Source organism: Streptomyces sp. NPDC048696, assembly GCF_043198895.1.
In the GTDB taxonomy this organism is placed as follows: Bacteria; Actinomycetota; Actinomycetes; order Streptomycetales; family Streptomycetaceae; genus Streptomyces.
This window is the reverse complement of sequence record NZ_JBICVJ010000003.1, coordinates 527,529-550,412: the sequence shown is the minus strand read 5'-3', so window position 1 is coordinate 550,412 and position 22,884 is coordinate 527,529. Positions and strand designations below refer to the sequence as shown.

General features: G+C 70.9%; 26 protein-coding genes and 1 CRISPR repeat array. Of the genes, 14 read left to right on the top strand and 12 right to left on the bottom strand.

What is annotated here, in order from left to right:
• The 9 genes from ACGFRG_RS08800 to ACGFRG_RS08760 all read right to left on the bottom strand — a co-directional run bounded on the left by ACGFRG_RS08800 (position 1) and on the right by ACGFRG_RS08760 (position 9,666).
• Positions 1 to 1,656 (bottom strand): long-chain fatty acid--CoA ligase, encoded by a 1,656-nt coding sequence (locus tag ACGFRG_RS08800; protein ID WP_393262615.1) that lies wholly within the window; start codon positions 1,654 to 1,656, stop codon positions 1 to 3.
• 228 nt (positions 1,657 to 1,884) lie between these two features.
• Entirely contained in the window at positions 1,885 to 2,421 is a 537-nt protein-coding gene (locus ACGFRG_RS08795) for a SigE family RNA polymerase sigma factor (protein ID WP_361422876.1), read from the bottom strand.
• A gap of 300 nt (positions 2,422 to 2,721) precedes the next feature.
• Positions 2,722 to 3,765, bottom strand: coding sequence for a DUF1906 domain-containing protein (locus ACGFRG_RS08790; protein ID WP_393262612.1), 1,044 nt, complete (start codon positions 3,763 to 3,765; stop codon positions 2,722 to 2,724).
• A 273-nt stretch (positions 3,766 to 4,038) separates the two neighbouring features.
• The gene (locus ACGFRG_RS08785) at positions 4,039 to 5,205 is read right to left on the bottom strand and encodes a lipid-transfer protein (protein WP_393262610.1); all 1,167 of its coding nucleotides are present in this window, start codon (positions 5,203 to 5,205) and stop codon (positions 4,039 to 4,041) included.
• Entirely contained in the window at positions 5,202 to 5,705 is a 504-nt protein-coding gene (locus ACGFRG_RS08780; protein ID WP_361422885.1) for an acyl dehydratase, read from the bottom strand. Before ACGFRG_RS08780 ends, ACGFRG_RS08785 begins: the two co-directional genes overlap by 4 nt.
• The gene (locus tag ACGFRG_RS08775) at positions 5,702 to 6,793 is read right to left on the bottom strand and encodes an acyl-CoA dehydrogenase family protein (protein ID WP_393262607.1); all 1,092 of its coding nucleotides are present in this window, start codon (positions 6,791 to 6,793) and stop codon (positions 5,702 to 5,704) included. The genes ACGFRG_RS08780 and ACGFRG_RS08775 overlap by 4 nt, the downstream gene beginning before the upstream one ends.
• Positions 6,793 to 7,749, bottom strand: coding sequence for a bifunctional MaoC family dehydratase N-terminal/OB-fold nucleic acid binding domain-containing protein (locus tag ACGFRG_RS08770; RefSeq protein WP_393262738.1), 957 nt, complete (start codon positions 7,747 to 7,749; stop codon positions 6,793 to 6,795). Before ACGFRG_RS08770 ends, ACGFRG_RS08775 begins: the two co-directional genes overlap by 1 nt.
• Before the next feature lie 48 nt (positions 7,750 to 7,797).
• The gene (locus ACGFRG_RS08765) at positions 7,798 to 9,000 is read right to left on the bottom strand and encodes an acyl-CoA dehydrogenase family protein (RefSeq protein WP_393262605.1); all 1,203 of its coding nucleotides are present in this window, start codon (positions 8,998 to 9,000) and stop codon (positions 7,798 to 7,800) included.
• A 360-nt stretch (positions 9,001 to 9,360) separates the two neighbouring features.
• A complete protein-coding gene (locus ACGFRG_RS08760; protein ID WP_361422894.1) occupies positions 9,361 to 9,666 on the bottom strand; it encodes a hypothetical protein in 306 nt (101 codons plus the stop codon).
• Positions 9,667 to 10,055: 389 nt separating this feature from the next.
• Between ACGFRG_RS08760 and ACGFRG_RS08755 the strand changes: the two genes are divergently transcribed.
• Entirely contained in the window at positions 10,056 to 11,069 is a 1,014-nt protein-coding gene (locus ACGFRG_RS08755) for a bifunctional DNA primase/polymerase (protein ID WP_393262601.1), read from the top strand.
• Between the two features lie 248 nt (positions 11,070 to 11,317).
• Positions 11,318 to 12,481 (top strand): hypothetical protein, encoded by a 1,164-nt coding sequence (locus tag ACGFRG_RS08750; protein ID WP_393262599.1) that lies wholly within the window; start codon positions 11,318 to 11,320, stop codon positions 12,479 to 12,481.
• 775 nt (positions 12,482 to 13,256) lie between these two features.
• Positions 13,257 to 15,300: a CRISPR direct-repeat array (repeat unit 29 nt; unit sequence GTGGTCCCCGCGCATGCGGGGGTGGTCCC).
• 74 nt (positions 15,301 to 15,374) lie between these two features.
• Here the strand turns inward: ACGFRG_RS08750 and ACGFRG_RS08745 are convergent.
• Genes ACGFRG_RS08745 through ACGFRG_RS08735 form a run of 3 tightly spaced genes read right to left on the bottom strand, consistent with a single transcriptional unit; the run spans position 15,375 to position 17,531 of the window.
• Positions 15,375 to 16,160 (bottom strand): inositol monophosphatase family protein, encoded by a 786-nt coding sequence (locus tag ACGFRG_RS08745; protein WP_393262596.1) that lies wholly within the window; start codon positions 16,158 to 16,160, stop codon positions 15,375 to 15,377.
• Positions 16,153 to 17,013: a DUF5919 domain-containing protein gene (locus ACGFRG_RS08740; protein ID WP_393262594.1), complete on the bottom strand. Its 861-nt coding sequence runs from the start codon at positions 17,011 to 17,013 to the stop codon at positions 16,153 to 16,155. Before ACGFRG_RS08740 ends, ACGFRG_RS08745 begins: the two co-directional genes overlap by 8 nt.
• Positions 17,014 to 17,033: 20 nt before the next feature.
• Positions 17,034 to 17,531, bottom strand: coding sequence for a GntR family transcriptional regulator (locus ACGFRG_RS08735; RefSeq protein WP_393262592.1), 498 nt, complete (start codon positions 17,529 to 17,531; stop codon positions 17,034 to 17,036).
• Positions 17,532 to 17,806: 275 nt separating this feature from the next.
• Here ACGFRG_RS08735 and ACGFRG_RS08730 point away from each other — a divergent pair, with 275 nt between their 5' ends.
• The 12 genes from ACGFRG_RS08730 (at position 17,807) to traA (ending at position 22,880) form a co-directional block, all read left to right on the top strand.
• A complete protein-coding gene (locus tag ACGFRG_RS08730; RefSeq protein WP_393262590.1) occupies positions 17,807 to 18,190 on the top strand; it encodes a hypothetical protein in 384 nt (127 codons plus the stop codon).
• A gap of 169 nt (positions 18,191 to 18,359) precedes the next feature.
• Positions 18,360 to 18,686, top strand: coding sequence for a WhiB family transcriptional regulator (locus tag ACGFRG_RS08725; protein WP_393262587.1), 327 nt, complete (start codon positions 18,360 to 18,362; stop codon positions 18,684 to 18,686).
• Positions 18,683 to 19,042, top strand: a complete 360-nt coding sequence (locus tag ACGFRG_RS08720) for a hypothetical protein (protein ID WP_393262584.1) — start codon at positions 18,683 to 18,685, stop codon at positions 19,040 to 19,042. The genes ACGFRG_RS08725 and ACGFRG_RS08720 overlap by 4 nt, the downstream gene beginning before the upstream one ends.
• A 101-nt stretch (positions 19,043 to 19,143) precedes the next feature.
• Positions 19,144 to 19,449, top strand: coding sequence for a hypothetical protein (locus tag ACGFRG_RS08715; protein ID WP_393262582.1), 306 nt, complete (start codon positions 19,144 to 19,146; stop codon positions 19,447 to 19,449).
• Complete coding sequence (locus ACGFRG_RS08710) at positions 19,446 to 19,577, top strand: hypothetical protein (RefSeq protein ID WP_393262580.1); 132 nt, start codon at positions 19,446 to 19,448, stop codon at positions 19,575 to 19,577. The genes ACGFRG_RS08715 and ACGFRG_RS08710 overlap by 4 nt, the downstream gene beginning before the upstream one ends.
• Positions 19,574 to 20,125 carry a hypothetical protein gene (locus ACGFRG_RS08705; RefSeq protein WP_393262578.1) on the top strand — a complete coding sequence of 184 codons (552 nt, stop codon included), beginning with the start codon at positions 19,574 to 19,576 and terminating at the stop codon, positions 20,123 to 20,125. Before ACGFRG_RS08710 ends, ACGFRG_RS08705 begins: the two co-directional genes overlap by 4 nt.
• Positions 20,125 to 20,340 carry a hypothetical protein gene (locus tag ACGFRG_RS08700; protein ID WP_393262576.1) on the top strand — a complete coding sequence of 72 codons (216 nt, stop codon included), beginning with the start codon at positions 20,125 to 20,127 and terminating at the stop codon, positions 20,338 to 20,340. The genes ACGFRG_RS08705 and ACGFRG_RS08700 overlap by 1 nt, the downstream gene beginning before the upstream one ends.
• A 104-nt stretch (positions 20,341 to 20,444) precedes the next feature.
• Positions 20,445 to 20,687, top strand: coding sequence for a hypothetical protein (locus ACGFRG_RS08695; protein ID WP_393262573.1), 243 nt, complete (start codon positions 20,445 to 20,447; stop codon positions 20,685 to 20,687).
• Positions 20,688 to 20,693: 6 nt separating this feature from the next.
• Positions 20,694 to 21,524 (top strand): DUF2637 domain-containing protein, encoded by an 831-nt coding sequence (locus tag ACGFRG_RS08690; RefSeq protein WP_393262571.1) that lies wholly within the window; start codon positions 20,694 to 20,696, stop codon positions 21,522 to 21,524.
• Positions 21,521 to 21,727: a hypothetical protein gene (locus tag ACGFRG_RS08685; protein WP_393262568.1), complete on the top strand. Its 207-nt coding sequence runs from the start codon at positions 21,521 to 21,523 to the stop codon at positions 21,725 to 21,727. Before ACGFRG_RS08690 ends, ACGFRG_RS08685 begins: the two co-directional genes overlap by 4 nt.
• On the top strand, positions 21,724 to 22,260 hold the full coding sequence (locus tag ACGFRG_RS08680) for a hypothetical protein (protein WP_393262565.1): 537 nt from the start codon (positions 21,724 to 21,726) through the stop codon (positions 22,258 to 22,260). Before ACGFRG_RS08685 ends, ACGFRG_RS08680 begins: the two co-directional genes overlap by 4 nt.
• A complete protein-coding gene (traA, locus tag ACGFRG_RS08675; protein ID WP_393262563.1) occupies positions 22,260 to 22,880 on the top strand; it encodes a plasmid transfer protein TraA in 621 nt (206 codons plus the stop codon). The genes ACGFRG_RS08680 and traA overlap by 1 nt, the downstream gene beginning before the upstream one ends.
• Positions 22,881 to 22,884: the final 4 nt, after the last annotated feature.

Sequence of the window (22,884 nt, the reverse complement as noted above, 5' to 3'; positions counted from 1 at the left end):
TCACCGCAGCTCCGTGACGTCCAGCTCCCCGTCCGCGAACTGCTTCCGGATCACCTTCTTGTCGAACTTCCCCACACTCGTCTTCGGCACCGCCGTCACGATCGTCCACCGCTCCGGCAGCTGCCACTTCGCGATCGACTCGCCGAGGAAGGCCTTCAGCGCGGCGTAGTCCACGGTCGCGCCCGGCTTCAGTACGACGGTGGCGAGCGGCCGTTCGCCCCACTTCTCGTCGGGGACGGCGACGACCGCTGCCTCGGCGACGTCCGGGTGCGCCATCAGCGCGTTCTCCAGCTCGACCGAGGAGATCCACTCGCCGCCGGACTTGATGACGTCCTTCGCGCGGTCGGTGAGCGTCAGAAAGCCGTCGGGGCTGATGACGCCGACGTCGCCGGTCTTCAGCCAGCCGTCCGCGCTGAACTTGTCGGCCGGGCGGAAGTCCTCGCCGCCCGCACCGCCGTAGTACGCGCCCGCGATCCAGGCGCCCCGGACCTCCAGTTCACCGGCCGACTCGTTGTCCCAGGGCAGGAGTTCCCCGCCGGGACCGGTGAGCCGCGCCTCGACGCCCGCCGGGAAGCGGCCCTGGGTGATCCGGTACGGCCACTCCTGCTCGGCGGTGAGCCCGGCCGGCGGGTTGGCCATCGTGCCCAGCGGCGACGTCTCCGTCATGCCCCAGGCGTGACAGAGCCGTACCCCCAGCTTGTCGTACGCCTCCATCAGCGACGGCGGACAGGCCGCGCCGCCGATGGTGACCCGCGCCATCGACGAGAGGTCGCGCGGGCGCGCGGTGACCTCGGCGAGCAGGCCCTGCCAGATGGTGGGAACGGCGGCGGCGTGCGTGGGCCTCTCGCGCTCGATCATCTCGGCGAGCGGCGCGGGCTGCAGGAACCGGTCCGGCATCAGCAGGCTCACGCCGCTCATGAAGGTCGCGTGCGGCAGACCCCAGGCGTTCACGTGGAACTGCGGCACCACGACCAGACTGGTGTCCTTGTCCGTGAGCGCCATCGACTCGGACATGTTGACCTGCATCGAGTGCAGATAGACCGACCGGTGGGAGTAGACGACACCCTTGGGGTCGCCGGTCGTGCCGGAGGTGTAGCACATGGCGGCGGCGGTGCGTTCGTCCAGCTGCGGCCAGTCGTACGAGGTCGGCTGCCCGGCGATGAGCTCCTCGTACTCGTGCACCTGCGGACCGGCGCCGTCGATGTCGTCGAGCAGCGCGCGGTCGCCGGGCCCGGAGACCACGATGTGCTCGACGGTCGGCAGATGCGGCAGCAGCGGGGCGAGCAGCGGCAGCAGCGAGCCGTTGGCGATGATCACGCGATCCGCCGCGTGGTTGACGATCCAGATCAACTGGTCGGCGGGGAGCCGCAGATTGAGCGTGTGCAGCACGGCGCCCATGGAGGGGATCGCGAGATACGCCTCGACGTGCTCCGCGTTGTTCCACATCAAGGTAGCCGTCGCCTGGCCGTCCTCGACACCGAGTCCGCGCAGGGCGTGTGCCAGCTGCGCGGCGCGGCCACCGATCTCGGCGAAGCTGCGGCGCTGTGGCTCCGCCTCCCCGGTCCAGGTCGTGACCTGCGACTTTCCGTGGATCGTCGACCCGTGGGTCAGGATCCGCGAGATCAGCAGCGGAACGTCCTGCATGGTGCTCAGCACGGCGGCCTCCCGGTGGGCGCTACGGTGCGCCACGTGGCAGTAGGGGTCCCCCGATTCTGCTCACGTACCGTGCGGTATGTCACTACCCGGAGGTAATGAATCACCCACGAAACCAAGGTCACGCCGGGAACATGGCCGAAAGCGGAGGCTACTGGCGGTAGCCGGATCCGGGCGCGACGAGGTGCGCACGGCGCTCGTGGCGTCAGCGGGCCGGGACCACCATGGCCGTCAGCGGACCGGGGCGAGCTCCGGGTCCTCGCGGAGCTTGCCGAGCGCGCGCGAGACCGCGCTCTTGACCGTGCCGACCGAGACCCCGAGCACCTCGGCGGTCTGCGCCTCGCTCAGGTCCTCGTAGTAGCGCAGCACGACCATGGCCCGCTGCCGGTCCGGCAGCTTCATCACGGCGCGCCACATCGCGTCGTGCAGAACCTGCTGGTCGGCCGGGTCGGGCTCCGGCACCGTCTCCGGCTCGGGCAGCTCGTCGCAGGCGAACTCGTCCACCTTGCGCTTGCGCCACTGCGACGTCCTGGTGTTGAGGAGCGCGCGGCGCACATAACCGTCGAGGGCCCGGTGGTCCTCGATCCGCTCCCAGGCGACATACGTCTTGGTGAGGGCCGTCTGCAGCAGGTCCTCGGCGTCGGTCGGGTTGGCGGTCAGCGAGCGCGCGGTGCGCAGCAGCACGGGCCCTCTGGCCCGCATGTACGAGGCGAACGACGGGTACGGCGTCGCTACCCGGGAGACGCTGTTGCAGACAGGCGTGGTCATACCTCCACGCTAGGAGCGCCCACTACGCAACGGATCGGCCCCAGGTCGCGAAGCTGGGTCCGCCTCTGGTTGTACGGGTGGGGGTGCCCCCACCTCCTGAAGGTGGAGGACGCCTCCGTGCCCGTCAGGGTTCACCCGCCCGACCGGCACGTACGCCGGGCCCCGCACGGCACGACCGGCACGCCGGTCGAGGGGTGCGCCGGTCGAGGGGTGCGGCGGTCAAGGTTCGCGCCGGTCGAGGCTCGCACCCCCGGCCGACGCGCGCCCCTCAATGCCCGCATCGCACGACCGCCGCACCCGTCAGGGCTCGAACCGCGCCACCGGCGCGTCCACCGTGTTGCGGTCGACCACCATCCGACGCCCGCCGTGGGTCTCGGTCACATTGCCCGCGTACTGGTGCACGCGCCGGTGCGGCCGCCAGGCGTCCGCGTGCAGCGACGGCTCCCCGTACACGGACGACGACGATCCCCACCGCGCGAACCACATCACCGACGGCAGATCGCTCTGCCCGGCCCGCCGCGCCCGCTCCATGTGCAGTACGCCCGAGCCCGCGCTGCTGTAGAACCCGGGCAGATAGCCCTGCCCGCGCACCTCGCGGTTCCACGCGCGCACGAAGTCGAGCGTGGTGCGGGCACACCCCGCGTCGTCCGCGTCATACGCCTCCATGTCCAGGTAGAGCGCGCTGCCCGGCCGGATGCCGAGCAACTGGGCCTGACCCGCCGCCTGCTTCCCCTCCGCCCGGCCCTGCGTCGCCGAGTGGCTGCTCATCCGCACCTTCCGCTTGGCCTCGGACCAGACGCACGGCGACTGCGACCCTACGAAGATCGGCAGCACCCGCCAGCCCATCCCGTCCACGTTCGCCAGCCAGCTCCGGCTGAGGTTCTGCTGGTGGGGACAGGCCCGCCCGCGCCCCCCGAAGTACACCCCGACACCCCGGTACGACGAGGACCGCCAGGCCTTCATCGTCGCCAGTGCCGGCGCCTGGCAGGTGTCGAACGCGGCCCCCTTGAACCGCACGACCCGCGCCAGCACGTCGGGGCTGTCCAGCCCGTCGACCGGCGCGTCGACGAACCCGTCGACCGCCTCGTCTTCGACGGTACGGGCCGCGAGACGGGCCGGTGCGACGGCGGCGGCGCCGAGCGCCATGGATGCGACGGACGCCGGTGCGGCGACGGTTCCGAGTGCGGCGGCGGTTCCGAGTGCGGCGGCGGGTGCGGGCCGGGGTGGTGCGGCCGCCGAGGCGGGTGGGCCGGAGATGAGCAGGGCGGTGACGGTGGTGGCCACGGCGAGCGGTGGCGTGACGATGCCCAGATAGCGGGCCCTGATCGATGTGAGGCTGCGCATAAGGCGAGTGAAAGGCCGTCAGCTCATGTCGGCCAGCGCTCAGCCCTCCGCCTCAGCCGTTCGCGCGCAAGATCATCCGTACGCGCGCTCCGACCCGGCCACCTGCCCGGTTACACGCCCCGGGTACGAGGCCGCGATCCCCAGGCCCAGAGACAGGACCCTGACCCCCGGCACAGGAGCCCTCGGGCCCCCGCACAGGAGCCCTCGGGCCCCGGGCCCAGCCGGAACCCTGACCCCACATCAGTCACGCCCGGCCGGAACCCTGACCCCGCATCAGTCATCCGCGCCCAGGATCAGCCCGGAGGTCGGAACTCCCGTCCCCGCCGTCACCAGGACCCGTCCCGCGCCGGGTATCTGATTGACCGCCAGGCCCCGCACCTGCCGCACCCCCTCCGCGATCCCGTTCATCCCGTGGAGATACGCCTCCCCGAGCTGTCCGCCATGGGTGTTCAGCGGCAACGCGTCCGCCGCCACGAAGTCCGCCGCCTCACCCCGTCCGCAGAAGCCGAACTCCTCCAGCTGCATCAGCACGAACGGTGTGAAGTGGTCGTACAGAATCGCCACGTCCGTCTCCGCCGGTGTGAGCCCGGACGTCCGCCACAGCTGCCGCGCGACCACTCCCATCTCGGGCAGCCCGGTCAGGTCGTCCCGGTAGAAACTCGTCATCCCCTCCTGTCTGCGGCCCGCCCCCTGCGCAGCCGCCGTGATCACTGCGGGCGGCCGACGCAGATCGCGTGCCCGCTCGGTCCTAGTGACGACGATCGCCTGACCGCCGTCCGTCTCCTGGCAGCAGTCGAGCAGCCGCAGCGGCTCCACGATCCACCGCGACGCGGCATGGTCGTCGAGCGTGATCGGCCTGCCGTAGAAGTACGCCGCCGGGTTGGTCGCCGCATGGCGCCGGTCGACGACGGCCACGTGCCCGAACGCCTCGGGCGTCAGTCCGTACGCGTGGAGGTAGCGCTGAGCGGCCATGGCGACCCAGGAGGCCGGGGTGAGCAGCCCGAACGGCAGTGACCAGCCGAGCGCCGCGCCCTCCGCCGACGGCTCCCGCCGCTGCACTCCCGACCCGAACCTACGGCCCGACCGCTCGTTGAACGCCCGGTAGCAGACGACCACTTCGGCCACCCCGGACGCCACCGCGAGCGCCGCCTGCTGCACGGTGGCGCACGCCGCGCCGCCGCCGTAGTGGACCCGCGAGAAGAACGACAGCTCGCCGATCCCGACCGCCTGCGCCACCGTGATCTCAGGGCTGGTGTCCATGGTGAACGTGACCATGCCGTCGACGTCGTCGGGGGTGAGCCCGGCGTCGTCGAGCGCGGCCCGCACCGCCTCCACGGCCAGCTTGAGCTCACTGCGCCCCGAGTCCTTGGAGAACTCGGTCGCCCCGATGCCGACGATGGCCGCCCTCCCGCCGAGCGAGTCCGCCCGCCGCACGCTCATGCGTCCCCCTCTCCAGCGCCAAGGTCGGCGACGGCTCCGGCTCCGGCTCCGGCTCCGGCTCCGGCTCCGGCCAGCGTGAGGGTCACGGTCCCGGTGACGTGGTGGCCGAGGCCGTTGGCCCCGACGACCCGCACCTCCACGGTGTCCACGCCCGCTCCTGCGTCCCCGCCCATGTCCGAGTCCCCACCCGCGTCCGGGGCGGAGGTCACCGCAGTGACCGTCCCGGTCAACGTCATGGTGTCGCCGGGATAGTTGGGCGCCCCGAGCCGTATCCGTACCGTCCGCAGTCGCGCGCCGGGACCGAAGTAATCGGTGATGTAGCGACCGACCAGCCCATTGGTGGTCAGGATGTTCATGAAGATGTCCGGCGCGCCCTTCTCCCTGGCCAGCACCGCGTCGTGATGCACGTCCTGGTAGTCGCGGGAGGCCACGGCCCCGGCGACGATCAACGTCCGGGTGACCGGAATCTCCAGCGGCGGCAACTCGTCACCGACTCTCATGCCACGCCCTCCTCGTCGTACCGCTCGTCGTGCTGCTCGAAAGCGATCAACTCGCCCAGTTCCTCCAGCAGTTCGGCGCCGCATCCCAGATACGCGTCGAGCTGCCGTCCCCACAGGAAGTGCCGGTGCACCGGGTGCTCCAGGTCCGCGCCCAGCCCGCCGTGCAGATGCTGGCCCGTGTGGACGACCCGTCGGCCCGCCTCGGACGCCCACCACGCCGCCGTCAGCGCGTGCGTGCGAAAGGCCAGACCCTCGTCCCGCCGCCAGGCCGCCTCGTACGAGGTGACCCGTATCGCCTCGATGTCCATGTACGCGTCGGCCGCCCGCAGCAGTACGCCCTGGTTGGTGGAGAGCGGCCGCCCGAACTGCTCCCGGGTCGTCGTGTGCTCCACCGCGCGCGCCAGCGACCCCGCGCACACGCCCGTCTGCAACCCGGCGAACGCGGTACGGGCGGTGGCCAGCACGTCCTCGTACGCATCAGCGTCAGCGTCGGTACCGGGCCCCGACCCGTCCCCGCCGACCCGTTCGCCCCGCGCCCCCGCGAGCGTGAGCCGCCCGGCCGACCAGGGTGCGGTGGTCTCGACCGGCGCCACCTCGGCCCCGGGCGCTCCGAGCCGTATCAGCCAGAGCGCGCGGTCCACGTCCGGGACCAGGACATGGGTGGCGTCGCGCAGCCAGGGCACCACGGGGACGACGCCGCTCAACTGACCGTCCGCCGTGGCCCGTACGCCGCCCCGGTCGGGGAACGCGCCGGCCACGACCGCCGTGCCGTCCCGCAGGGCGGGGAGCAGCCGCTCGCGCTGTTCGGCCGAGCCATGGGCCGAGAGCGCCAGCACCCCGTAGACACAGCTCACCGCGAACGGCACCTGGGCTGTCGTCCGGCCCTGCTCCTCCAGGGCGAGCACGAGACCGAGCAGACCGGTCTCCTCGACGGCCGCAGGCAGCCCGGCCGCGCAGATCGCCTTCCACAGGCCGGGGTCCGTGCGCGTCCCGGCGGCGCTCAGCCGTTCATGGGTCGACAGGTCCCCGAAGATCTCCCCGGCCAGCTCACGGAGGGCCGACTGCTCCTCGGTGGGGGTGAAGTCCATCAGTCACCGTCACCTCCCCGGAACACGGGCAGCTCCAACTCGTCGTCCACCCGCAGGAATTCGAGCCGGACCGGCATCCCGATCCGCACCTTGTCGTACGGCACGCCCACCACGTTGCTGATCATCCGCACGCCCTCGGTCAGCTCGATCAGCCCCACCGCGTACGGCCCCGGTCCGAAGGCGGGGAAGGGCGGGTGATGCATCACGACGTACGAGAAGACGGTCCCCGCGCCGCTCGCCTCGACGGGGTGCCACTCGGGCGCGCCGCACCCGTTGCACCCCGGCAGCCAGGGGAAGCGCAGCTCCCCGCAGCCGTCGCACTTCTGGATCAGCAGCTTGTGCTCGGCGACCCCGTCCCAGAACCCCGCGTTGTCCCGGTTGACGACGGGTCTGGGCCGTTCGATGCGCGTGTCGCGCCCCGGGCTCCGTTCCTCCGAAGTCCGTTTCGCCGGTGCGTACTTGAGCATCCGGAAGCGGTGAGTGCCCGCGAGCCGTCCGTTCGCGTGGATGTCCATCCGGGTGGTGACGAAGTGCCCGGTGCCCAGCTTTGTCGTCTTGCGGTCGGAGACCGTCTCGATCACCGCGTCGTAGGTGATCCGGTCGCCCGGGCGCAGCTCACGTACGTACTCCTGCTCGCAGTCGGTCGCGACCACGGAGGTGAACCCGGCCCCGTCGAGCAGCGCGAACAGCTCGTCGAACGCCCCCGAGCGGTCCACGCGGTCCGACTGCCCGGACAGGCCGCCCATCGTCCAGGCCTGGAGCATGGTGGGGGGCGCGATCGCGTCCGGCCCCCGGTACGCCGGGTTGGTGTCGCCCATCGCCTCGCACCAGTGCCTGATCATCGGCTCGTTGACCAGGTCCTTGCCGATGCCGACGCTCCCGGTCGCCTTGCCCTCGTACGCCTTCAGCCGCCCGTACAGCCCCTCGCCCGGCCGTCCGCCCAGCCCCGCACCCAGCCCCTCGCCCGGCCGTCCGCCCAGCCCCGCACCCAGTCCCTCGTCCACCTACCTCCGCCCCCTCTTCATCCCGAGCCGCATCGTCGCGACGATCTCCCGCTGCACCTCGCTCACCCCGCCCCCGAACGTGTTGATCTGCGCCGCCCTGTTCATCCGCTCCAGCTCGCCGTCCCCGAACGCCCCCGGCGAACCCCCGCGCACCAGCGCCTCGTCCCCCGCGATCTCCTGGCACATGCGATACGACTCGACCGCGGATTCCGTTCCCATGAACTTCACCCCGCTGGCGTCTCCCGGGGCCAGCGAACCGGCTCCCACATCCCCCACCAAACGCCAGTTGAGCAGGCGATTCGCCGCCAGCCGGGCATGCGTTTCGGCGATCCGGAAACGGACCCAAGTCGAGTCAACGCGGCGCCGTCCGGTCACTGGATCGGGTGTACGGGCCCGGGTCAGCGCGGCCGCGAAGAAATCCTCGGCCTGCATGCCGATCGCGGCGAGCGCGACCCGTTCGTGGTTCAGCTGGTTGGTGATGAGCCCCCAGCCGGCGTTCTCCTCGCCGACCAGGTTCCTGGCCGGGACACGGATCCCGTCGTAGTACGTGGCGGTCGTGGTCAGCCCACCCACCGTGCGGATCGGCGTCCACGAGAAGCCGGGCGCGTCCGTCGGGACCAGGATGATCGAGATGCCCCGGTGCTTGGGCGCCGCCGGATCAGTACGGCAGGCGAGCCAGATCCAGTCGGCGTTCTGGGCGTTGGAGGTGAAGATCTTCTGCCCGTCGATCAGCCAGTCGTCGCCGTCCCGCACGGCTCTCGTACGCAGCGAGGCGAGGTCGGTTCCGGCCTCCGGCTCGCTGTAGCCGATCGCGAAGACGAGCTCGCCGCCGAGGATCCGGGGCAGGAAGTACGCCTTCTGCTTCTCGGTCCCGTACTTCATCAGGGTCGGACCGACCGTGTTCAGCGTGACCATCGAGACGGGCGCGCCCGCGCGGTACGCCTCGTCGAAGAAGACGAACTGCTCGTCGGGACCGCGCCCCTGACCGCCGTACTCGACGGGCCAGCCGAGGCCGAGCATGCCGTCTGCGCCGATACGACGAAGGAGGGCGCGCTGGGCGGCGGGGTCGGCCGGGGCGGCGCCACTGCCGAAGTCGCCGTCGGAGACTTCGGGCTTGTTCCCCCCGTCCGACATCAGCGCGCGGAAGTACGCGCGCAGTTCGGCGCGCAGGCGCTGTTGGCGTTCGGTGGGGGCGAGGTGCACGGCGACGGCCTCCGAGGTCCGGGGTCGGGGTCGGGGTCGGGGTCGGGGTCGGATCAGAGTCGGGCGGCGAATTCGAGATTTCTGACTGTCCGTCAGATTTGCTGCCCATGTCAATGCCCCCGGCATCCGAACCGGCCCTCACACGCGCGTGCCGCCCGTCCGAGCCGTATCCCCGAGCCGCCTTCCCGCTACGCGCGCGTAGCGGTCGGCAGGGGCGCGATGACCGACGCCCTTCCTCACGCCCCCGCCACGCGCGCGTACGCGGTCGCATCGCACACGAAACCGCCCGGGCAGCGGCGCCGAAGCGCTGCCACCCGGGCGGATTTCACCCCACTGACCCCGGCCCCGACGGGCCCCGGCTCACCAGAGGTTCGTGAAGGTCACCGACACATTGTCCTGGCGGATCGCCGTGAAGCCGGAGCCGTTCACCTGAGCGGTGTTCGCCTGGTTCGAAGCACCGGAGCCGACCGCCTGCTGCTGGGTGGTCGACGAGTTCCCGTTGTTGTCGTGCCCGACACCACTTCCACTGACGGTCGCCACCGCAGCGTTCGATCCATGGTCCGCGAAGGAACCGTTGTCCGCTGCTGCCACCCCCGAGAAGAGCGCCGCCGCGATGGGCAGGGCGGCGACGGCGGCGATGACGCGGGCGGTACGGATACGTGCCATGTCTATTCCTCCAGGAACCAGAAGTACGGCTTGTTCCAAGGCAGTTGGCCGACCGCCCCGGACGCTGTGACGACGTCGCGAGATCAGAATTGCCCACCGAACGCCCGACGAACCAGTCAATGCGGAGCGTTTCGCTCGCAAGCGTGATGACATGTCGATAAACCCGCCACACGTCCCCAAAACCCCAGGCGACTCCCACTCACCCACGAGCATGCGGGCGCACCCTGAGCCCCATAAGGGGAGAAACGTTTCAGCGCATTTTCGGCCAATCTTTCACGCCTCCTCCCCGTCCACCCCCGGCCATCGGGCCGCCCGCCTGCGACCACCTCCGCGCTCGTACCCCCGCGCCCCGACTTCCCTTTTTCGAACACTCGTACGAACATGGATCCATGGCCACCATCGACCGGCATGCCTCCACGCTGGCCCTCGCGCACGCTCTCTCCGTCGCCGAGCGGGGGCTCCCCGTCATTCCGCTGTCCCGCTCGAAGCTCCCCGCGCTGCGTTCGCCGCACCGGGACGAGCCGCAGCCGGCCCTGTGCCGGGGCGAGTGCGGGCTGCCCGGGCACGGGGTGCACGACGCGACCACGGACCCCAGGGCCGTACGCGCGCTGTTCGCGGCCGCGCCGTGGGCCACCGGGTACGGCATCGCCTGTGGTCGGCCGCCGCATCATCTGATCGGGATCGACCTGGACACGATGAAGCCGGGAGCGGCGGGGGAGCCGGGGGCTTCGGCGGAGCCGAGGTCTTCGGGGGAGCCGAGGTCTTCGGGGGAGCCGGACCTGCCGCCACCGACTTCCGTACGGCCGCCGTCCCCGTCCCCGTCCTCATCCAGCGTGCCGCTCGCCGCCGACCCGCCGCCGGAGTCCGTGGCGGCCCTGCAACACCTGGCGCTGCGGCACCTGTTCACGATCCCCGAGACCGTCGTCGTGATCACGCCCAGCGGGGGCCGCCACATCTGGCTGACCGGGCCGCCCGACCGGGTCGTACCCAACTCCGCGAGCCGACTCGCGCCCGGGATCGACGTCCGGGGCGCGGGCGGCTATCTGGTCGGTCCCGGCTCGCTGACCAGCAACGGCGTCTACCGGCTCGCCCCCGGCACCGCCCATCTGGCCCCGGCGCCGTGCCCCCGCGCGCTCCTCGATCTGCTCACGCCCCCGGCGCGCGCCCAGCATCCCCACGCGTACGGCACCGACCGGGGAAACGGGCTCGTGCAGTTCGTGCTCGCCGCCCACGAAGGGCAGCGCAACACCCGCCTGTTCTGGGCCGCGTGCCGTGCGTACGAGAACGGTATCGGCGACGTCCTGGCCGACCGGCTCACCGCGGCCGCCGTCCGCACCGGACTCACCGAACGGGAGGCGCGCGCCACGATCGCCTCGGCTGCGCGGTTGACGACGGCGCATTGAGGGAAGGGGGCGTCCTGCTGGCGCGCCCGGCGACATCGGCGCTGGTCAGCGGCTTGAGCGACCTTGATCGCCTGTCACACGCTCGTGACATGGAGCGGACGCTTCGCGTACAGCCACTCCATAGATTTCTTTCTGCAGCCACCGCCCAGCCTCAGCGGCCCCACCCGACAGAGGAGGCGGCATTGCGACTCTCCACCTCCTCACTCATCGCCGGCCCAGATGGCCGCCCCAGCTTCACGGAGTCGTTCATGTCGACCTACACCGCCCGCCGCCGCGTCGCCGTCCGTGCCGCGATCGCCACCGCCGCCCTCGCCGGTACGTTCCTCACCCCGTCGGCCGCCCTGGCCGCCACCCAGGCGGGCGCCTCCTCCGCCACCACTCCCGACAAGTGCACGGCCGTCGCGACCGTCCCGTCCGTCCACGCGGGCATGACCGTCACGCTGACGAACAGCCTCAAGCAGGGCCCGAAGGCGGCGCTGAAGGACGGCAAGGGCAAGGTCGTCGCGACCGTCGACAAGGTGCACCCGAAGGACATGGAGGCCGGTATCGCGATCACCGGCACGGGCCTCGCGGTGCCGACGTTCAACCAGTGGCTCAAGGGCGGCGAGCACGCGACCAAGAACACCCCGTTCCCCAAGATGTCGGACGACTGCGGCAAGGACCTGGGCGGCGACACCACGTACAAGCTGGTCAACGGCGAGACCGTCACCGTGCACAAGTCCTCGCGCGGGCACTACCGCGCCGAGTTCCTGACCAACGGGCACGTGGTCCTGATCCTCTCGACGGAGGGCGAGGGCGAGGAGGGGGTCGACGGTTACGTACACGGGATGCACGTGGCCCTCAGCGCCACCACCGGCAAGCTCCGTTCGGAGTTCATCCACACCCGCTCCGGCTGCGACGTGACCGAGGTCGCCCACAGCGTGTTCGGCTGGGGCTTCTCGGTGAAGCTGACCAACGGCCCGGCCGGTTGGAAGGCCGAGCAGCGGGACAGCAACTTCAAGGTGCTGGCCTCCGCCGACCGCGCCCACCCGAACGCCGGCCTCGGCATGGGCCTCAAGATCACGGGCGGCGACACCGCGACGCCGAAGCTCGGCCAGCGCACGCAGGGCGGCGACACCCCGTACCAGTGGAGCTCGTTCCCGGCCATGCCGAAGGGCTGCACCACCACCGCGAAGCCGACCACCTCGACGGACAAGACCACCACGACCGCCAAGACCCCCACCTCGGCCCTCTCCGCCGACAGCGCGGGTCAGACCACGATCGTCCCCAAGGGCGCGGTGGCGGCGGGCGCCGAGATCAAGGACCAGGGCGGCGACGACAAGACCGCCCCGTACGCGGGCGGCACAGCCGCAACCGCCCTCGGCGCCGCGGGCTTCACCCTGCTGCGCCGCCGCCGGATGAACCGCGTCTGATCGGGCGGGAGACACGCGAGAGCGCGTGACACACGAAGAGAGGCGCCCCGGATTCCGGGGCGCCTGTCTTCGTTCAAGGTGCTCGTCCGGCCTCACAGGCCGCACAACGCGGTGGGTGTGGGATTTGAACCCACGGTGACTCGCGCCACGACGGTTTTCAAGAGGGTCACGCGAGCAGCAGCGGCAACGGGCTGACCTGGCACTATGTCCTTATTGATTGCGCTCAGAGCCAGGCTGGCCCGTCCATGGCCCACAGCTACCCGGCGGGGCCATGGGACTCCCCGCTGCGCATGGCAATCACGGCTGGGCACGTTCCCAAGAGAGCGGGTTCGCGACGTGATATCGCTCGTGCTCCCTCGACTGCGGCTGCTAGCCCGGACCCTCCCCATGACAGCCGCCGTCTCGTTGACCGCCACCAGCCGCTCCGGGGGCAGGCGCCTCCCCGCATGTCGCCGAGCCGCTTTGCAGCATTGATCCACCGGTTGAGCGACAGCCCCGCCAACGTCACGTAACGGGCGACCTGTCCACTCCCCACCGCTCGTCAGCGGGTGCCTCTCGTCCCGGATCCACCCCGCACCGCTTGGTCGAAATGCCACCCTGGACTCGCATGCAGCTGCAAGGCTTGTCCTGTAAGACCAGGGCAGGCACCCACTAGGGCCAAACACCCGAATAATTATCTGGTTCCCGGAGATATGGGGAAATGCGTTGAATGCCTGTTTCTCAAGAAGTGAGTAAAAAACGGGGCTGCCACGCCTAACGCGCCTGGTCAACTCCGGTGGTCCCCGCGCATGCGGGGGTGGTCCCCGGCTCCCCGAGGCGGTGGCCCGGTGAACACGGTGGTCCCCGCGCATGCGGGGGTGGTCCCGAGCCGGCGGCCGCGTCGGGCTCGGCGTCCAGGTGGTCCCCGCGCATGCGGGGGTGGTCCCGCCTTCGTCGCGCACGGCCGCGATTCAGAACCGTGGTCCCCGCGCATGCGGGGGTGGTCCCGCCTTCGTCGCGCACGGCCGCGATTCAGAACCGTGGTCCCCGCGCATGCGGGGGTGGTCCCACGTCCGTGACATCGCACTGATCACGCTGGAGGTGGTCCCCGCGCATGCGGGGGTGGTCCCCGGCTCCAGCTCGGCACCATGTACGTCAAAGAGTGGTCCCCGCGCATGCGGGGGTGGTCCTCGTTCGACTGTTCAGGGCTGACCCAGTGGGCGGTGGTCCCCGCGCATGCGGGGGTGGTCCCAGGCCGATGGTCTTGGCGCGTTCGAGGACGGTGTGGTCCCCGCGCATGCGGGGGTGGTCCCCGGGCCGTCGGCTTCAAGGTCGATGACGGACAGTGGTCCCCGCGCATGCGGGGGTGGTCCCCAGGTGCTGGTCCCGGAAATCGTGGAGACATTGTGGTCCCCGCGCATGCGGGGGTGGTCCCCTCACGGCCTGGACCCGCCAGGCACTCGGCCAGTGGTCCCCGCGCATGCGGGGGTGGTCCCATGGCCGTCAAGCAGCCCAACGGCCAGACCATGTGGTCCCCGCGCATGCGGGGGTGGTCCCTGGGCCGATCCCGTACAGATCGTGCTGGACGAGTGGTCCCCGCGCATGCGGGGGTGGTCCCGCACAGGTGTCGCGATGCAGGTCGTGGACCTCGTGGTCCCCGCGCATGCGGGGGTGGTCCCGACGCCCGGTCCGGCCCGCGTTCCCGCCCCAGGTGGTCCCCGCGCATGCGGGGGTGGTCCCGCTGCGCCGCTCGATCACCCACAGCCCGATCGGTGGTCCCCGCGCATGCGGGGGTGGTCCCTACCCCATTGAGCCACTGACGAGATGCACCAGGTGGTCCCCGCGCATGCGGGGGTGGTCCCGTCCATTTTCGGAGAGGGCGTGGCCGCCTTCTGTGGTCCCCGCGCATGCGGGGGTGGTCCCTCGCCGTGCCACCCGGCCCGTCGCGCACTCAGGTGGTCCCCGCGCATGCGGGGGTGGTCCCGCCTCGGCCCGCGCCAAGCTCCTGGACATCCAGTGGTCCCCGCGCATGCGGGGGTGGTCCCATCTTCACCACCATGGCCGTCAAGCAACCCAAGTGGTCCCCGCGCATGCGGGGGTGGTCCCTGGCAGAAACGCCTCACCGACGACCAGCTCGCCGTGGTCCCCGCGCATGCGGGGGTGGTCCCGGCACGTTGGTGGCGACCTTGTACTCCGTGACGTGGTCCCCGCGCATGCGGGGGTGGTCCCGCGCCTGCTGAAGAAAAATCCGGGCTTCTTTTGTGGTCCCCGCGCATGCGGGGGTGGTCCCTCTGACCCGGTGCGGCTGTGCGGACGCGACCTGTGGTCCCCGCGCATGCGGGGGTGGTCCTTTACCGATGGCCGTCCCGAGCGTGCTCTTTCCGTGGTCCCCGCGCATGCGGGGGTGGTCCCGAGCAGGTGCCGCCGGGTGTTGCGCTCCAGGTGTGGTCCCCGCGCATGCGGGGGTGGTCCCGGGGAGGGGTTTGTCGATGATGACCGAGGTTGTGTGGTCCCCGCGCATGCGGGGGTGGTCCCGGAGTAGTCCGCAGATGCAATGGTCTCGGTGGGTGGTCCCCGCGCATGCGGGGGTGGTCCCGTCGGCACGATCAATCCGGCCACCGGCTACGTGTGGTCCCCGCGCATGCGGGGGTGGTCCCATCAGCAGCTGGTACTGGCCGCCCTGTCGGCGGTGGTCCCCGCGCATGCGGGGGTGGTCCCTGCTGCCAGGTCATGGAGTAGCCGAGCGCCTGGTGGTCCCCGCGCATGCGGGGGTGGTCCCTTCCGCTTCGTCACCTTGATCAGCCTGTTCACGTGGTCCCCGCGCATGCGGGGGTGGTCCCACGTGGGCCGTGGCAGCCGTCAACCCGGCTGCGCTGACTGGCAGATATCTGAGCGCGGCCGACATTCACACTGATCAGAGCCTCGCGAGGAGCCCAAGAATCGAGTCCCTCAGCGCCGGCACTACAGCGACCGTGGCGGCCGACCGCAGATCGTGCGGAGTCCCATCGCTGTCCATCACGATGGCTCCCGCCTCCCGCGCAATCGCGACCCCGGCAGCCATGTCCCAGGGGTGGTTGCTGAGCGCGATACTCACGTCGAGCTTTCCGGAAGCCACCCAGACCAGATCAAGCGCAGCAGAGCCGAGCATGCGCACGCGCAGCACGCTCTCAGCAAGCCGGCCCGTCAGCGCAAGTCGGCGCACGTTCCGCTCGCGGGAACGCTCGCCGACCGCGTAGTCACCCACGCCGACGATGGCGTCGCTCAGAACCTTCGTCCGGCTCACACCGATTCGACTTCCATCGGCGTACGCGCCATGCCCTTCGGCAGCCTTGAAGCGCTGGCCGAGGAACGGCAGGTCGATGACCCCCAGCACCGCTCGGTCGTTCTCGATCAGCCCCAGGGACACCCCGCAGAGCGGGATCCCGTTGACCAGGTTCGCCGTGCCGTCGACCGGGTCGAGCGCCCACGTCAGCGATCCACCGAGCCCCGTGGCGCCGTGCTCCTCCCCCAAGAACCCGATCTCCGGGGTCTCCTTCCGAAGGAACTCGCGCACGCGCTCCTCGACCGCGAAGTCGATCTCGGAGACCATGTCGCGGTCTCCCTTGGCCTGCACCGCCCCGACTGCCATCTCGGTCACCAGCCCAGACGTCTGGTCCAGCGCCGCACAGGCAATGTCGAGCAGCGGCCGCAGGTCAGTCATTTACTTCCCGCCTCTCCCACAGCGTGGTGAAGATCTGGTCGAAGGTCGGATAGAGCCCGCCGGCGACCCTGCGCTTGCGTACGAGGAAGGTCGGCGAGTCCACACCACGAGTCTGGGGCAGATACGGCTGCGCCACGCACAACTGACCGTCGATCAAGGTGATGTTGAACCGTATCGGCTCGTCGTACACCCCGAACGCGATCCTCTGCGCCGCCTCCGGACTCAAGCGCTCCACGACACGCTCTTGCAGGATGGTCAAGTTCATCGCCGTCAGCGCGGAGAGACGCCCTTCCGGGTACCCCTCTTCGTGTTCACGCTCCGCGATGAAGTGGCCGTAGGGCTTGAGGAAGAGCGCCTGCAACGTCGCTCCGTCCTCGACGATCTGGCGTAACCGTGCCTCGGAGTACGACTGGCACAGCAGGTTGAGCGACAGCCCGGCCATCCTGATGTCCTTGGCGTCGTCCAGGAGGTCGGCTGCGGAGACCTTGGCCTGGAACTCGGAACGGCTCGCGTAGACACCAGCGAGGTCGGCGAACTGATCTCCGACGATCTGAGTCAGGGCATCCCGCGGCTCCCCCTCGGTGAGGCCGGGCGCGGACTGCCGCACCATCAGCTCTGCGGCGACCAGGACGTCGCCGGGCGGGGTCGCCGTCGTCTCCCACGACTCCAGAGCCTCCGGGCTCACATTCCAGTCGAGCATCGTCGACAGGAGTTCCGCGAATTCCGCGTGGGACAGGCCCTTGGTGGTCCGGGCGGCGGTCAGCTGGTTCCGTGCCAACTCTGCGAGATCGGGGCGGTAGGACGCCCTGCCGTGCAGCGATACGACTGTGCCGGACTTCCTCGGGCTCTCCATGTCCCCCTCCGAATTGCGGCTCAGCCGCTGACAGCCCTTCGTGACCCCTCTGGCCCCTCGGTCTTCATGGGGGCCTTGTCGCGCGGGTACGGCTGCCCCACGCGCCCGTACAGCTCGATCAACTGTGCCTGAAGGACGGCGACCGAGCGGCGAAGTTCACCCATCTCCTCGCGCAGTTCCTCGACGGCAGAAGCATCCGTCGGCACCACCAACTCGCCGACTCGCTCCTGGAGTTGCAGGAACCCGTCACTCAGCTCATCCAGCGAGTGCCGCTTCGCCTTCGACTCGTCCGGCGTCGCGAGCACATAGACCGCTTTGCCAGGCTGCCCGTAGATCAGCCCTTCGTCACGAAGGATCTTGAGTGCGTCCCGCACCACGGTGGTGGACACCTCGTGCGTCTTCATCAAGTTCGATGCAGACGGAATCGGCTCACCGACCGGCAGGACGCCGCGTGCGATTTCTGATCGCAGCTCATCCGCCAGCCGCTTGTAAGCGGGCCCTTCCTGCGCCTTGGCCACTCCGTCTTCCTTCCACCCGCACCTGCTGCACCAGCCACAGATAGTGCAACACATGGCGAAAGCTGCGAGCCAGACGGCAGGACCGAGCGCGAGACCCCTTGACAACCTCATGCACTAGGTGGAACCTACTGCATGAGGTTGAACCCGGGTGAGACATCCCGAGCCACCTCGCGCATGGAAACGGCCCCGGCAGATCTGGGCTACGGAGGCGCGCCAACGCCTACCGAGCTCCTGCCGAGGCCAACGCATCGCTCTCTGTCTGAAGGAGCTTCACGATGCTCAACCAGCGTACTTCCGCAGCCTTATCGGCTGCGGCCACTTCCCCCGAGCCCAGCGAGAGGGCCGCCTTCGTGGCCGGCCTTCGCCGACTGGCGGACCGGCTGGAGCGGACGGACCTTCCGGTCCCGCACGACCAGCGGTTCCTGCTCCCGCTGCACACCAACCTCGCCGTCGAGACGTTCGCCCAGGCGCACGGCCTGGACGTCGGGTACGACCGCGAGGGCAACGCCAGCGCGGACCTGGACTTCGGGCCGATCGTCTTCCGCGCCTACGGCTACGTCGACTTCACGCGGCACTGCGCCCGCGAGGACGAGCGGCGGGCCCGGAGGTGGGCGGCGGAGAACGGCATGGAGATTCGCCTGTCGGGCCGGGAGGCGTGATGGGCGCGGCTCCCTTCTATGACCGGCGGCCGGTCGCGCGGTGCGTGTCCTGCCCGCGCTGTCACGGGCGGGTACAGGTCTCGCGCTGCGGCACCGCTCGTGCGGTCTGCGGCCGCTGTGGCCACGAGTGGACGCCCATCGCGCGTATCGAGCGGGCGGAGGTGCGCTGATGGGCACCATCTACCGCTGCGGCTCGCGCGGCGCCCTCGGTGGCGTTCGTCGCCCGCACCTGCACCCCGTTCCCTCCGTGGCCGACCGGCTCAACGCCGAGCGGCACGAGCTGGCAGGCGCGGCCTGCACGCAAGCGGACCCCGAGATGTTCTTCGACGGGACGCCGGGTGCGGTCGACATGGCCAAGCAGATCTGCGGGAGCTGCCCGGTCCGGGCACGGTGCCTGCGGCTGGCTCTGGAGCGCGGCGAAGCGTTCGGCATCTTCGGCGGACTTACCGCCGAGGAGCGCCGCGACGTACAGCGCAAGGGGGTGCCGGCGGCATGAACGAGCCGAACTTCCCCCAGGTGCAAGCCGGTACACGGTACGTCCTGACGGATGCGGCGGGCCGGACCTTCAGCTCCTCCGCGCCCATTCAGGCGGAGACGCCGACGCACCCGTGCAGCTGTGGCCACGCCCCCGTACCCTCGACGCGATCGCACAGCCCCTCGCCCGCGACGCTGGTCGTCGCCGGGGCGGGCGGCGCGCTGGTCGTCGGCACGGTGCTGGTGGCCCTGCTGCTCTCCATCGCCGTGGTCGCCGCTTCCATCGCGGTCTGCGCGCTGGCCATCACCGTCTGCGCTGTGGTGCTGCGCTCGCTGGTCAACCAGCAGGTCCCACGCGGCCGTTACCGGCGCCGCTGAGCCTCCCTCGTCTTCTTATGTCTCGGCTGCCGGCCTGTGCGCGGCCGTGGGTCGCCCTGTTCGCGCGCACCCGGCAGCCCTCCCTTCGGAGGTTTCACCTCATGTCCACCCGGACTCTTCCGGCCGCCCCTCGGCCGACGCTCGCCTCGATGAACCGGCTGAACAACCAGTTGCGGCGGCAGTTGGCGGCTCTGCGCCACGACCACGCCGAGCTCCTGGTCGCCGCCCGGGCCGCCGTCGTCGCCCACTTCGACGGTGACGCGCTCCCGGTCACGGTCCTGATCGACACGCTCGATCAGCTGAACGCGCTCCCGGAGTACGCCCCGCAGGTCACCGACGACGGCCTGGCCGCGCTCGCCACGTCCGCCGACACGGGACCGCCGCTGGTCGGGAGGCGAGTCGCGTGAGCGCAACCCGCCCCCGCTGCCGCGTCTGCCGCTGGCACCCCACCCACCGCAGCCAGCGTGCCGCCCGCCGCGCGGCCCTCGCCCACAGCTGCCACCCCACCCGGCTCGGGAAGGAGGCCCTGCGATGACCTCCGCGTTCACCGCCCGGTCCGACACCCCCGAGCCCTTCGGAGGTCTCGTCGTGACCGACCAGAACACCACCACGTCCGTGCTGTCCGAGCTGCGCCGCCTCGCCGCCGCCTACCGTTCCGAGATCGAACGGGACTGGGAGGCGCAGCGCCAGGCGCGGGAGCGCAACCAGTGCCGGGGCGCGGTCGACTTCGCCATCGAGTACATGCAGCAGGCGTTCCCGCAGACCCTCGACCGGGCGCTGCCCGCCGAGGCGTGGCAGGGCTACCCGGTCGTCGAGGACGGACGCCCCGAGCTGCTGCGGCCCATGGCGGTCACGTACCTCGGCGAGGGGCTGTTCGTTCACTGCGTCCGCGAGCCCCTGGACGCCGACGAGTGGCAGGGCGTGCTGACGCTGCTGTCGCCCTGCTTGTGCGGCTGCGGCGCATACCGCGAGGTCTACGTCGGCGACGACTACGCCCTGGCCTGGGAGTTGGACCACGCCCCCGGCCAGCAGGCCGTCTGTGGCGTCACCTGCATCTCCGACGTGCGCTTCGAGGAGTGGTGATGGCCACGCCCCCGCCGCTCCCCGAGTCCGTGAGCCTGCCGGACCTGCCGGTGATCCGCCGCCGCGCCTACCTCGCTGTCGCCACGCAGGAGCCGGGCCTGTACTCCGCTCGCTGGCACATCTGGCACGCCGGCGGCACGTACGTCGGCTACTGCACGACCGCCGAGCTGATCGACCTGACCATCGCGCAGGACGAACGTCGCCGCGGCCAGTAGCCCCCGCGCCTGTCCCGCCCCGCGCGCTGGCCTCGTACCCGCGCCGGGCGGGACCCCAGGCCCCGCCCCTTCCCGCTTCCGTCTCCTCGAAGGAGTCGCACGCCGTGAACACCGCCCTGGCCGCCGCTGCGGCCGGCCCCTCGCTCGCCGTCACGGTCCCGATCCTGCTGATGCTCCTCACCGCCGGGATCGTGATGTGCACCTACATCGGACACCGCTGGTCCACGCTGATTGTCGGCGTCCTGATCGGCGTTTACCTCTCCGGCAGCTTCGCCGAATCCACCAAGTCCGTGGTCTCCCAGGTCGTCACCGCAGCCGTCTCCGGCCTCTCGAACGCGGTCGGGTGAGCGTCGATGACCACTGAATCCCTCACTTCCGCGACAGCCACAGAACTCCGGCCCGCGCCGCGTCGTGACTGGCTGCTGTTCGCCGGGATGGGCGCCGTGGGCATCGCCGCCGCCGCTTCCTCGTACGCCGCGCTGCAAGACCTCGCGGTACGGACCGGTTGGTGGGCATGGCTGTCATGGCTGCTGCCGCTGACCATCGACGCGTACGCGATGACCGCGGTACGGGTCTGGCTCGGCAACTCCACCCGCAACCCCGTGGCCCGCGCCTGGGCCAAGGCGAACGCCATCGGCGCGATCATCCTGTCCGTGGCCGGCAACGCCGTCGACCACACGGTCGCGGCGGGGGTGGTCCCGGTCGGCTGGCCGCTCATCGTGTCCGTATCGGCGGTCCCGCCGGTCGTGCTCGGTCTGCTGGTCCACATGGCGCACCTGCGCACCCTGCCGTCCGCCACCGGCAGCCCCGCCGAAGCCGGGCAGGAGCAGCCCCCGCCGTCCGTTCCGTCGACACCCCCTGCCGCGCCCAAGCCCCGGCAGTCCCGCCGCCCGGCGAACGGCGGGAGCACTCGGCGGGAGCTGCCGCCCGGCCACTCCGACGCCGAACTCGTCGCCGCCGCGCGCGAACGTGCCGCCACCGGGCAGGAGCCGTCGGCGACCTGGCTGATCAAGGCGTACGGCATCGGCACCCGCCGTGCCGCCCGCATCCGCGACCTCGCGATGCAGTCCGCCGATCCTGCCCCGCAGCCGGAAGCGCTCGCACCGGTCGGCCAAGCCGAGGAGCGCGTTCTCGACGAGGCGTTCGGGGAGCTCCCCAGGACTCTTGCGGAGGCGAGCCGATGACGATCCTCGCCGCCATCTGCGTACGGCTCACATGGGATGACCTGGACGCCCCCGCCCACCTGCCCCGGCAGTTGACCCACCGCTCGATCATCACCACCGAGCAGCTGGCCGAACTCCGCGCGGTTCTGGAGCAGGTGTACGCGGACCCGACCCTGCACATCGCCGCTCGGCACATCGGTACCGACAAGGAGTGCGCGCCGTGACCAACCGGACCCGCTCGCGTACGGCCAAGGTGCCGCCCGGCGCCACCGCCATACGCATCCCCCGTCAGCACCGCCGCGGCTTCGGCCGGCGCTCCGCTCAGCCCATCGTGCTGGTCGTCCCCGAGCAGCCCTCCTTCGCCTCCCGCATCGCGTGGGCGTTGGGGAGTGCGCTGTGGGAGCACCGCAAGAGCTGGGTACCGACCGGCATCGCTGTGCTGGCGCTCCCGGTCACCGCCATCGGCCACGCGGCGTTCTGGTGGGCCGGCCTCGCCCTGGCCCCGCTCGCGGCCGTCCCGCCGGGCTGGCTGGTGTGGGCTCGGCTGCACCGCCCCGATGTCGACCACCGGGTTCGCCGCTGGCGCCGGGGCCTGGCCATGCTCGCCACGGCCGCGGCCACCTGGACGGCCCTGGCCCTCCTGTTCGGCCCCGTGTCCGGCCCGCTCGGTCTGCTGTGGCTGCTGACCACCGCCGCAGGACAAGCCCTGTGGCTGCGCAGCCGCCGCACCTCCGCCGACCCCATTGAGGAGATCTGATGGCCTTCAGCAACAGCCCGAACGGCAACGGACGCACGTCCAACTTCACCAAGCGCAACGGCTCCGGAGGGGGGCAGCAAGGCCGCTCCCAGTCGGCCAACGGCTCCGGGCAGGCCGGCACCGGCGGCAAGAGCCAGACCCGGACCACGAACCGCACGCGCACCCGCGAGTACCACTTCCACGTCAACGAGCCCGGCGGCAACCGCACGAGCGCCGGGCCCGGCGGAGGCTTCTTCTCCCGTGGCGCGGCCGGCGGGAACAAGCCCGGCCACAGTCCGCTCGGTGACCCGGAGTTCTTCAACAGCAGCGACGTGCGCACCTACTGCGACCAGGCCCGCTACGTCTTCCTTCAGCTGTCCTTCGAGCTCGCCGGTGCCGCCGAAGTCCTCAACGGCGCGCTGAAGGAGATCCCCGACCCTGATGGCCGGGCGTTCGGCTCCCGCGCGAGGGCTCGCCGCGTCTCCCGGCGGCTGAAGAAGGTCGCCGACGACGCCCGCGACGCCGCGAAGAACGCCGCCGCCACCTATGCCGCGTTCCAGCGGGAGTTCGAGCCCGAGCTCGCGAATTACCGCGCCCGGCAAATGCGGCAGCCACGCCGCCGATTCGACTTCAACCAGTAAACGA

What these genes read in the sequence shown, in the direction of transcription:
- ACGFRG_RS08795 (WP_361422876.1), bottom strand. Translation starts at nt 2,421, where the DNA reads ATGACCACGCCTGTCTGCAACAGCGTCTCCCGGGTAGCGACGCCGTAC.
- ACGFRG_RS08790 (WP_393262612.1), bottom strand. Translation starts at nt 3,765, where the DNA reads ATGCGCAGCCTCACATCGATCAGGGCCCGCTATCTGGGCATCGTCACG.
- ACGFRG_RS08785 (WP_393262610.1), bottom strand. Translation starts at nt 5,205, where the DNA reads ATGAGCGTGCGGCGGGCGGACTCGCTCGGCGGGAGGGCGGCCATCGTC.
- ACGFRG_RS08780 (WP_361422885.1), bottom strand. Translation starts at nt 5,705, where the DNA reads ATGAGAGTCGGTGACGAGTTGCCGCCGCTGGAGATTCCGGTCACCCGG.
- ACGFRG_RS08775 (WP_393262607.1), bottom strand. Translation starts at nt 6,793, where the DNA reads ATGGACTTCACCCCCACCGAGGAGCAGTCGGCCCTCCGTGAGCTGGCC.
- ACGFRG_RS08760 (WP_361422894.1), bottom strand. Translation starts at nt 9,666, where the DNA reads ATGGCACGTATCCGTACCGCCCGCGTCATCGCCGCCGTCGCCGCCCTG.
- ACGFRG_RS08755 (WP_393262601.1), top strand. Translation starts at nt 10,056, where the DNA reads ATGGCCACCATCGACCGGCATGCCTCCACGCTGGCCCTCGCGCACGCT.
- ACGFRG_RS08750 (WP_393262599.1), top strand. Translation starts at nt 11,318, where the DNA reads ATGTCGACCTACACCGCCCGCCGCCGCGTCGCCGTCCGTGCCGCGATC.
- ACGFRG_RS08745 (WP_393262596.1), bottom strand. Translation starts at nt 16,160, where the DNA reads ATGACTGACCTGCGGCCGCTGCTCGACATTGCCTGTGCGGCGCTGGAC.
- ACGFRG_RS08740 (WP_393262594.1), bottom strand. Translation starts at nt 17,013, where the DNA reads ATGGAGAGCCCGAGGAAGTCCGGCACAGTCGTATCGCTGCACGGCAGG.
- ACGFRG_RS08730 (WP_393262590.1), top strand. Translation starts at nt 17,807, where the DNA reads ATGCTCAACCAGCGTACTTCCGCAGCCTTATCGGCTGCGGCCACTTCC.
- ACGFRG_RS08725 (WP_393262587.1), top strand. Translation starts at nt 18,360, where the DNA reads ATGGGCACCATCTACCGCTGCGGCTCGCGCGGCGCCCTCGGTGGCGTT.
- ACGFRG_RS08720 (WP_393262584.1), top strand. Translation starts at nt 18,683, where the DNA reads ATGAACGAGCCGAACTTCCCCCAGGTGCAAGCCGGTACACGGTACGTC.
- ACGFRG_RS08715 (WP_393262582.1), top strand. Translation starts at nt 19,144, where the DNA reads ATGTCCACCCGGACTCTTCCGGCCGCCCCTCGGCCGACGCTCGCCTCG.
- ACGFRG_RS08705 (WP_393262578.1), top strand. Translation starts at nt 19,574, where the DNA reads ATGACCTCCGCGTTCACCGCCCGGTCCGACACCCCCGAGCCCTTCGGA.
- ACGFRG_RS08700 (WP_393262576.1), top strand. Translation starts at nt 20,125, where the DNA reads ATGGCCACGCCCCCGCCGCTCCCCGAGTCCGTGAGCCTGCCGGACCTG.
- ACGFRG_RS08690 (WP_393262571.1), top strand. Translation starts at nt 20,694, where the DNA reads ATGACCACTGAATCCCTCACTTCCGCGACAGCCACAGAACTCCGGCCC.
- ACGFRG_RS08685 (WP_393262568.1), top strand. Translation starts at nt 21,521, where the DNA reads ATGACGATCCTCGCCGCCATCTGCGTACGGCTCACATGGGATGACCTG.
- traA (WP_393262563.1), top strand. Translation starts at nt 22,260, where the DNA reads ATGGCCTTCAGCAACAGCCCGAACGGCAACGGACGCACGTCCAACTTC.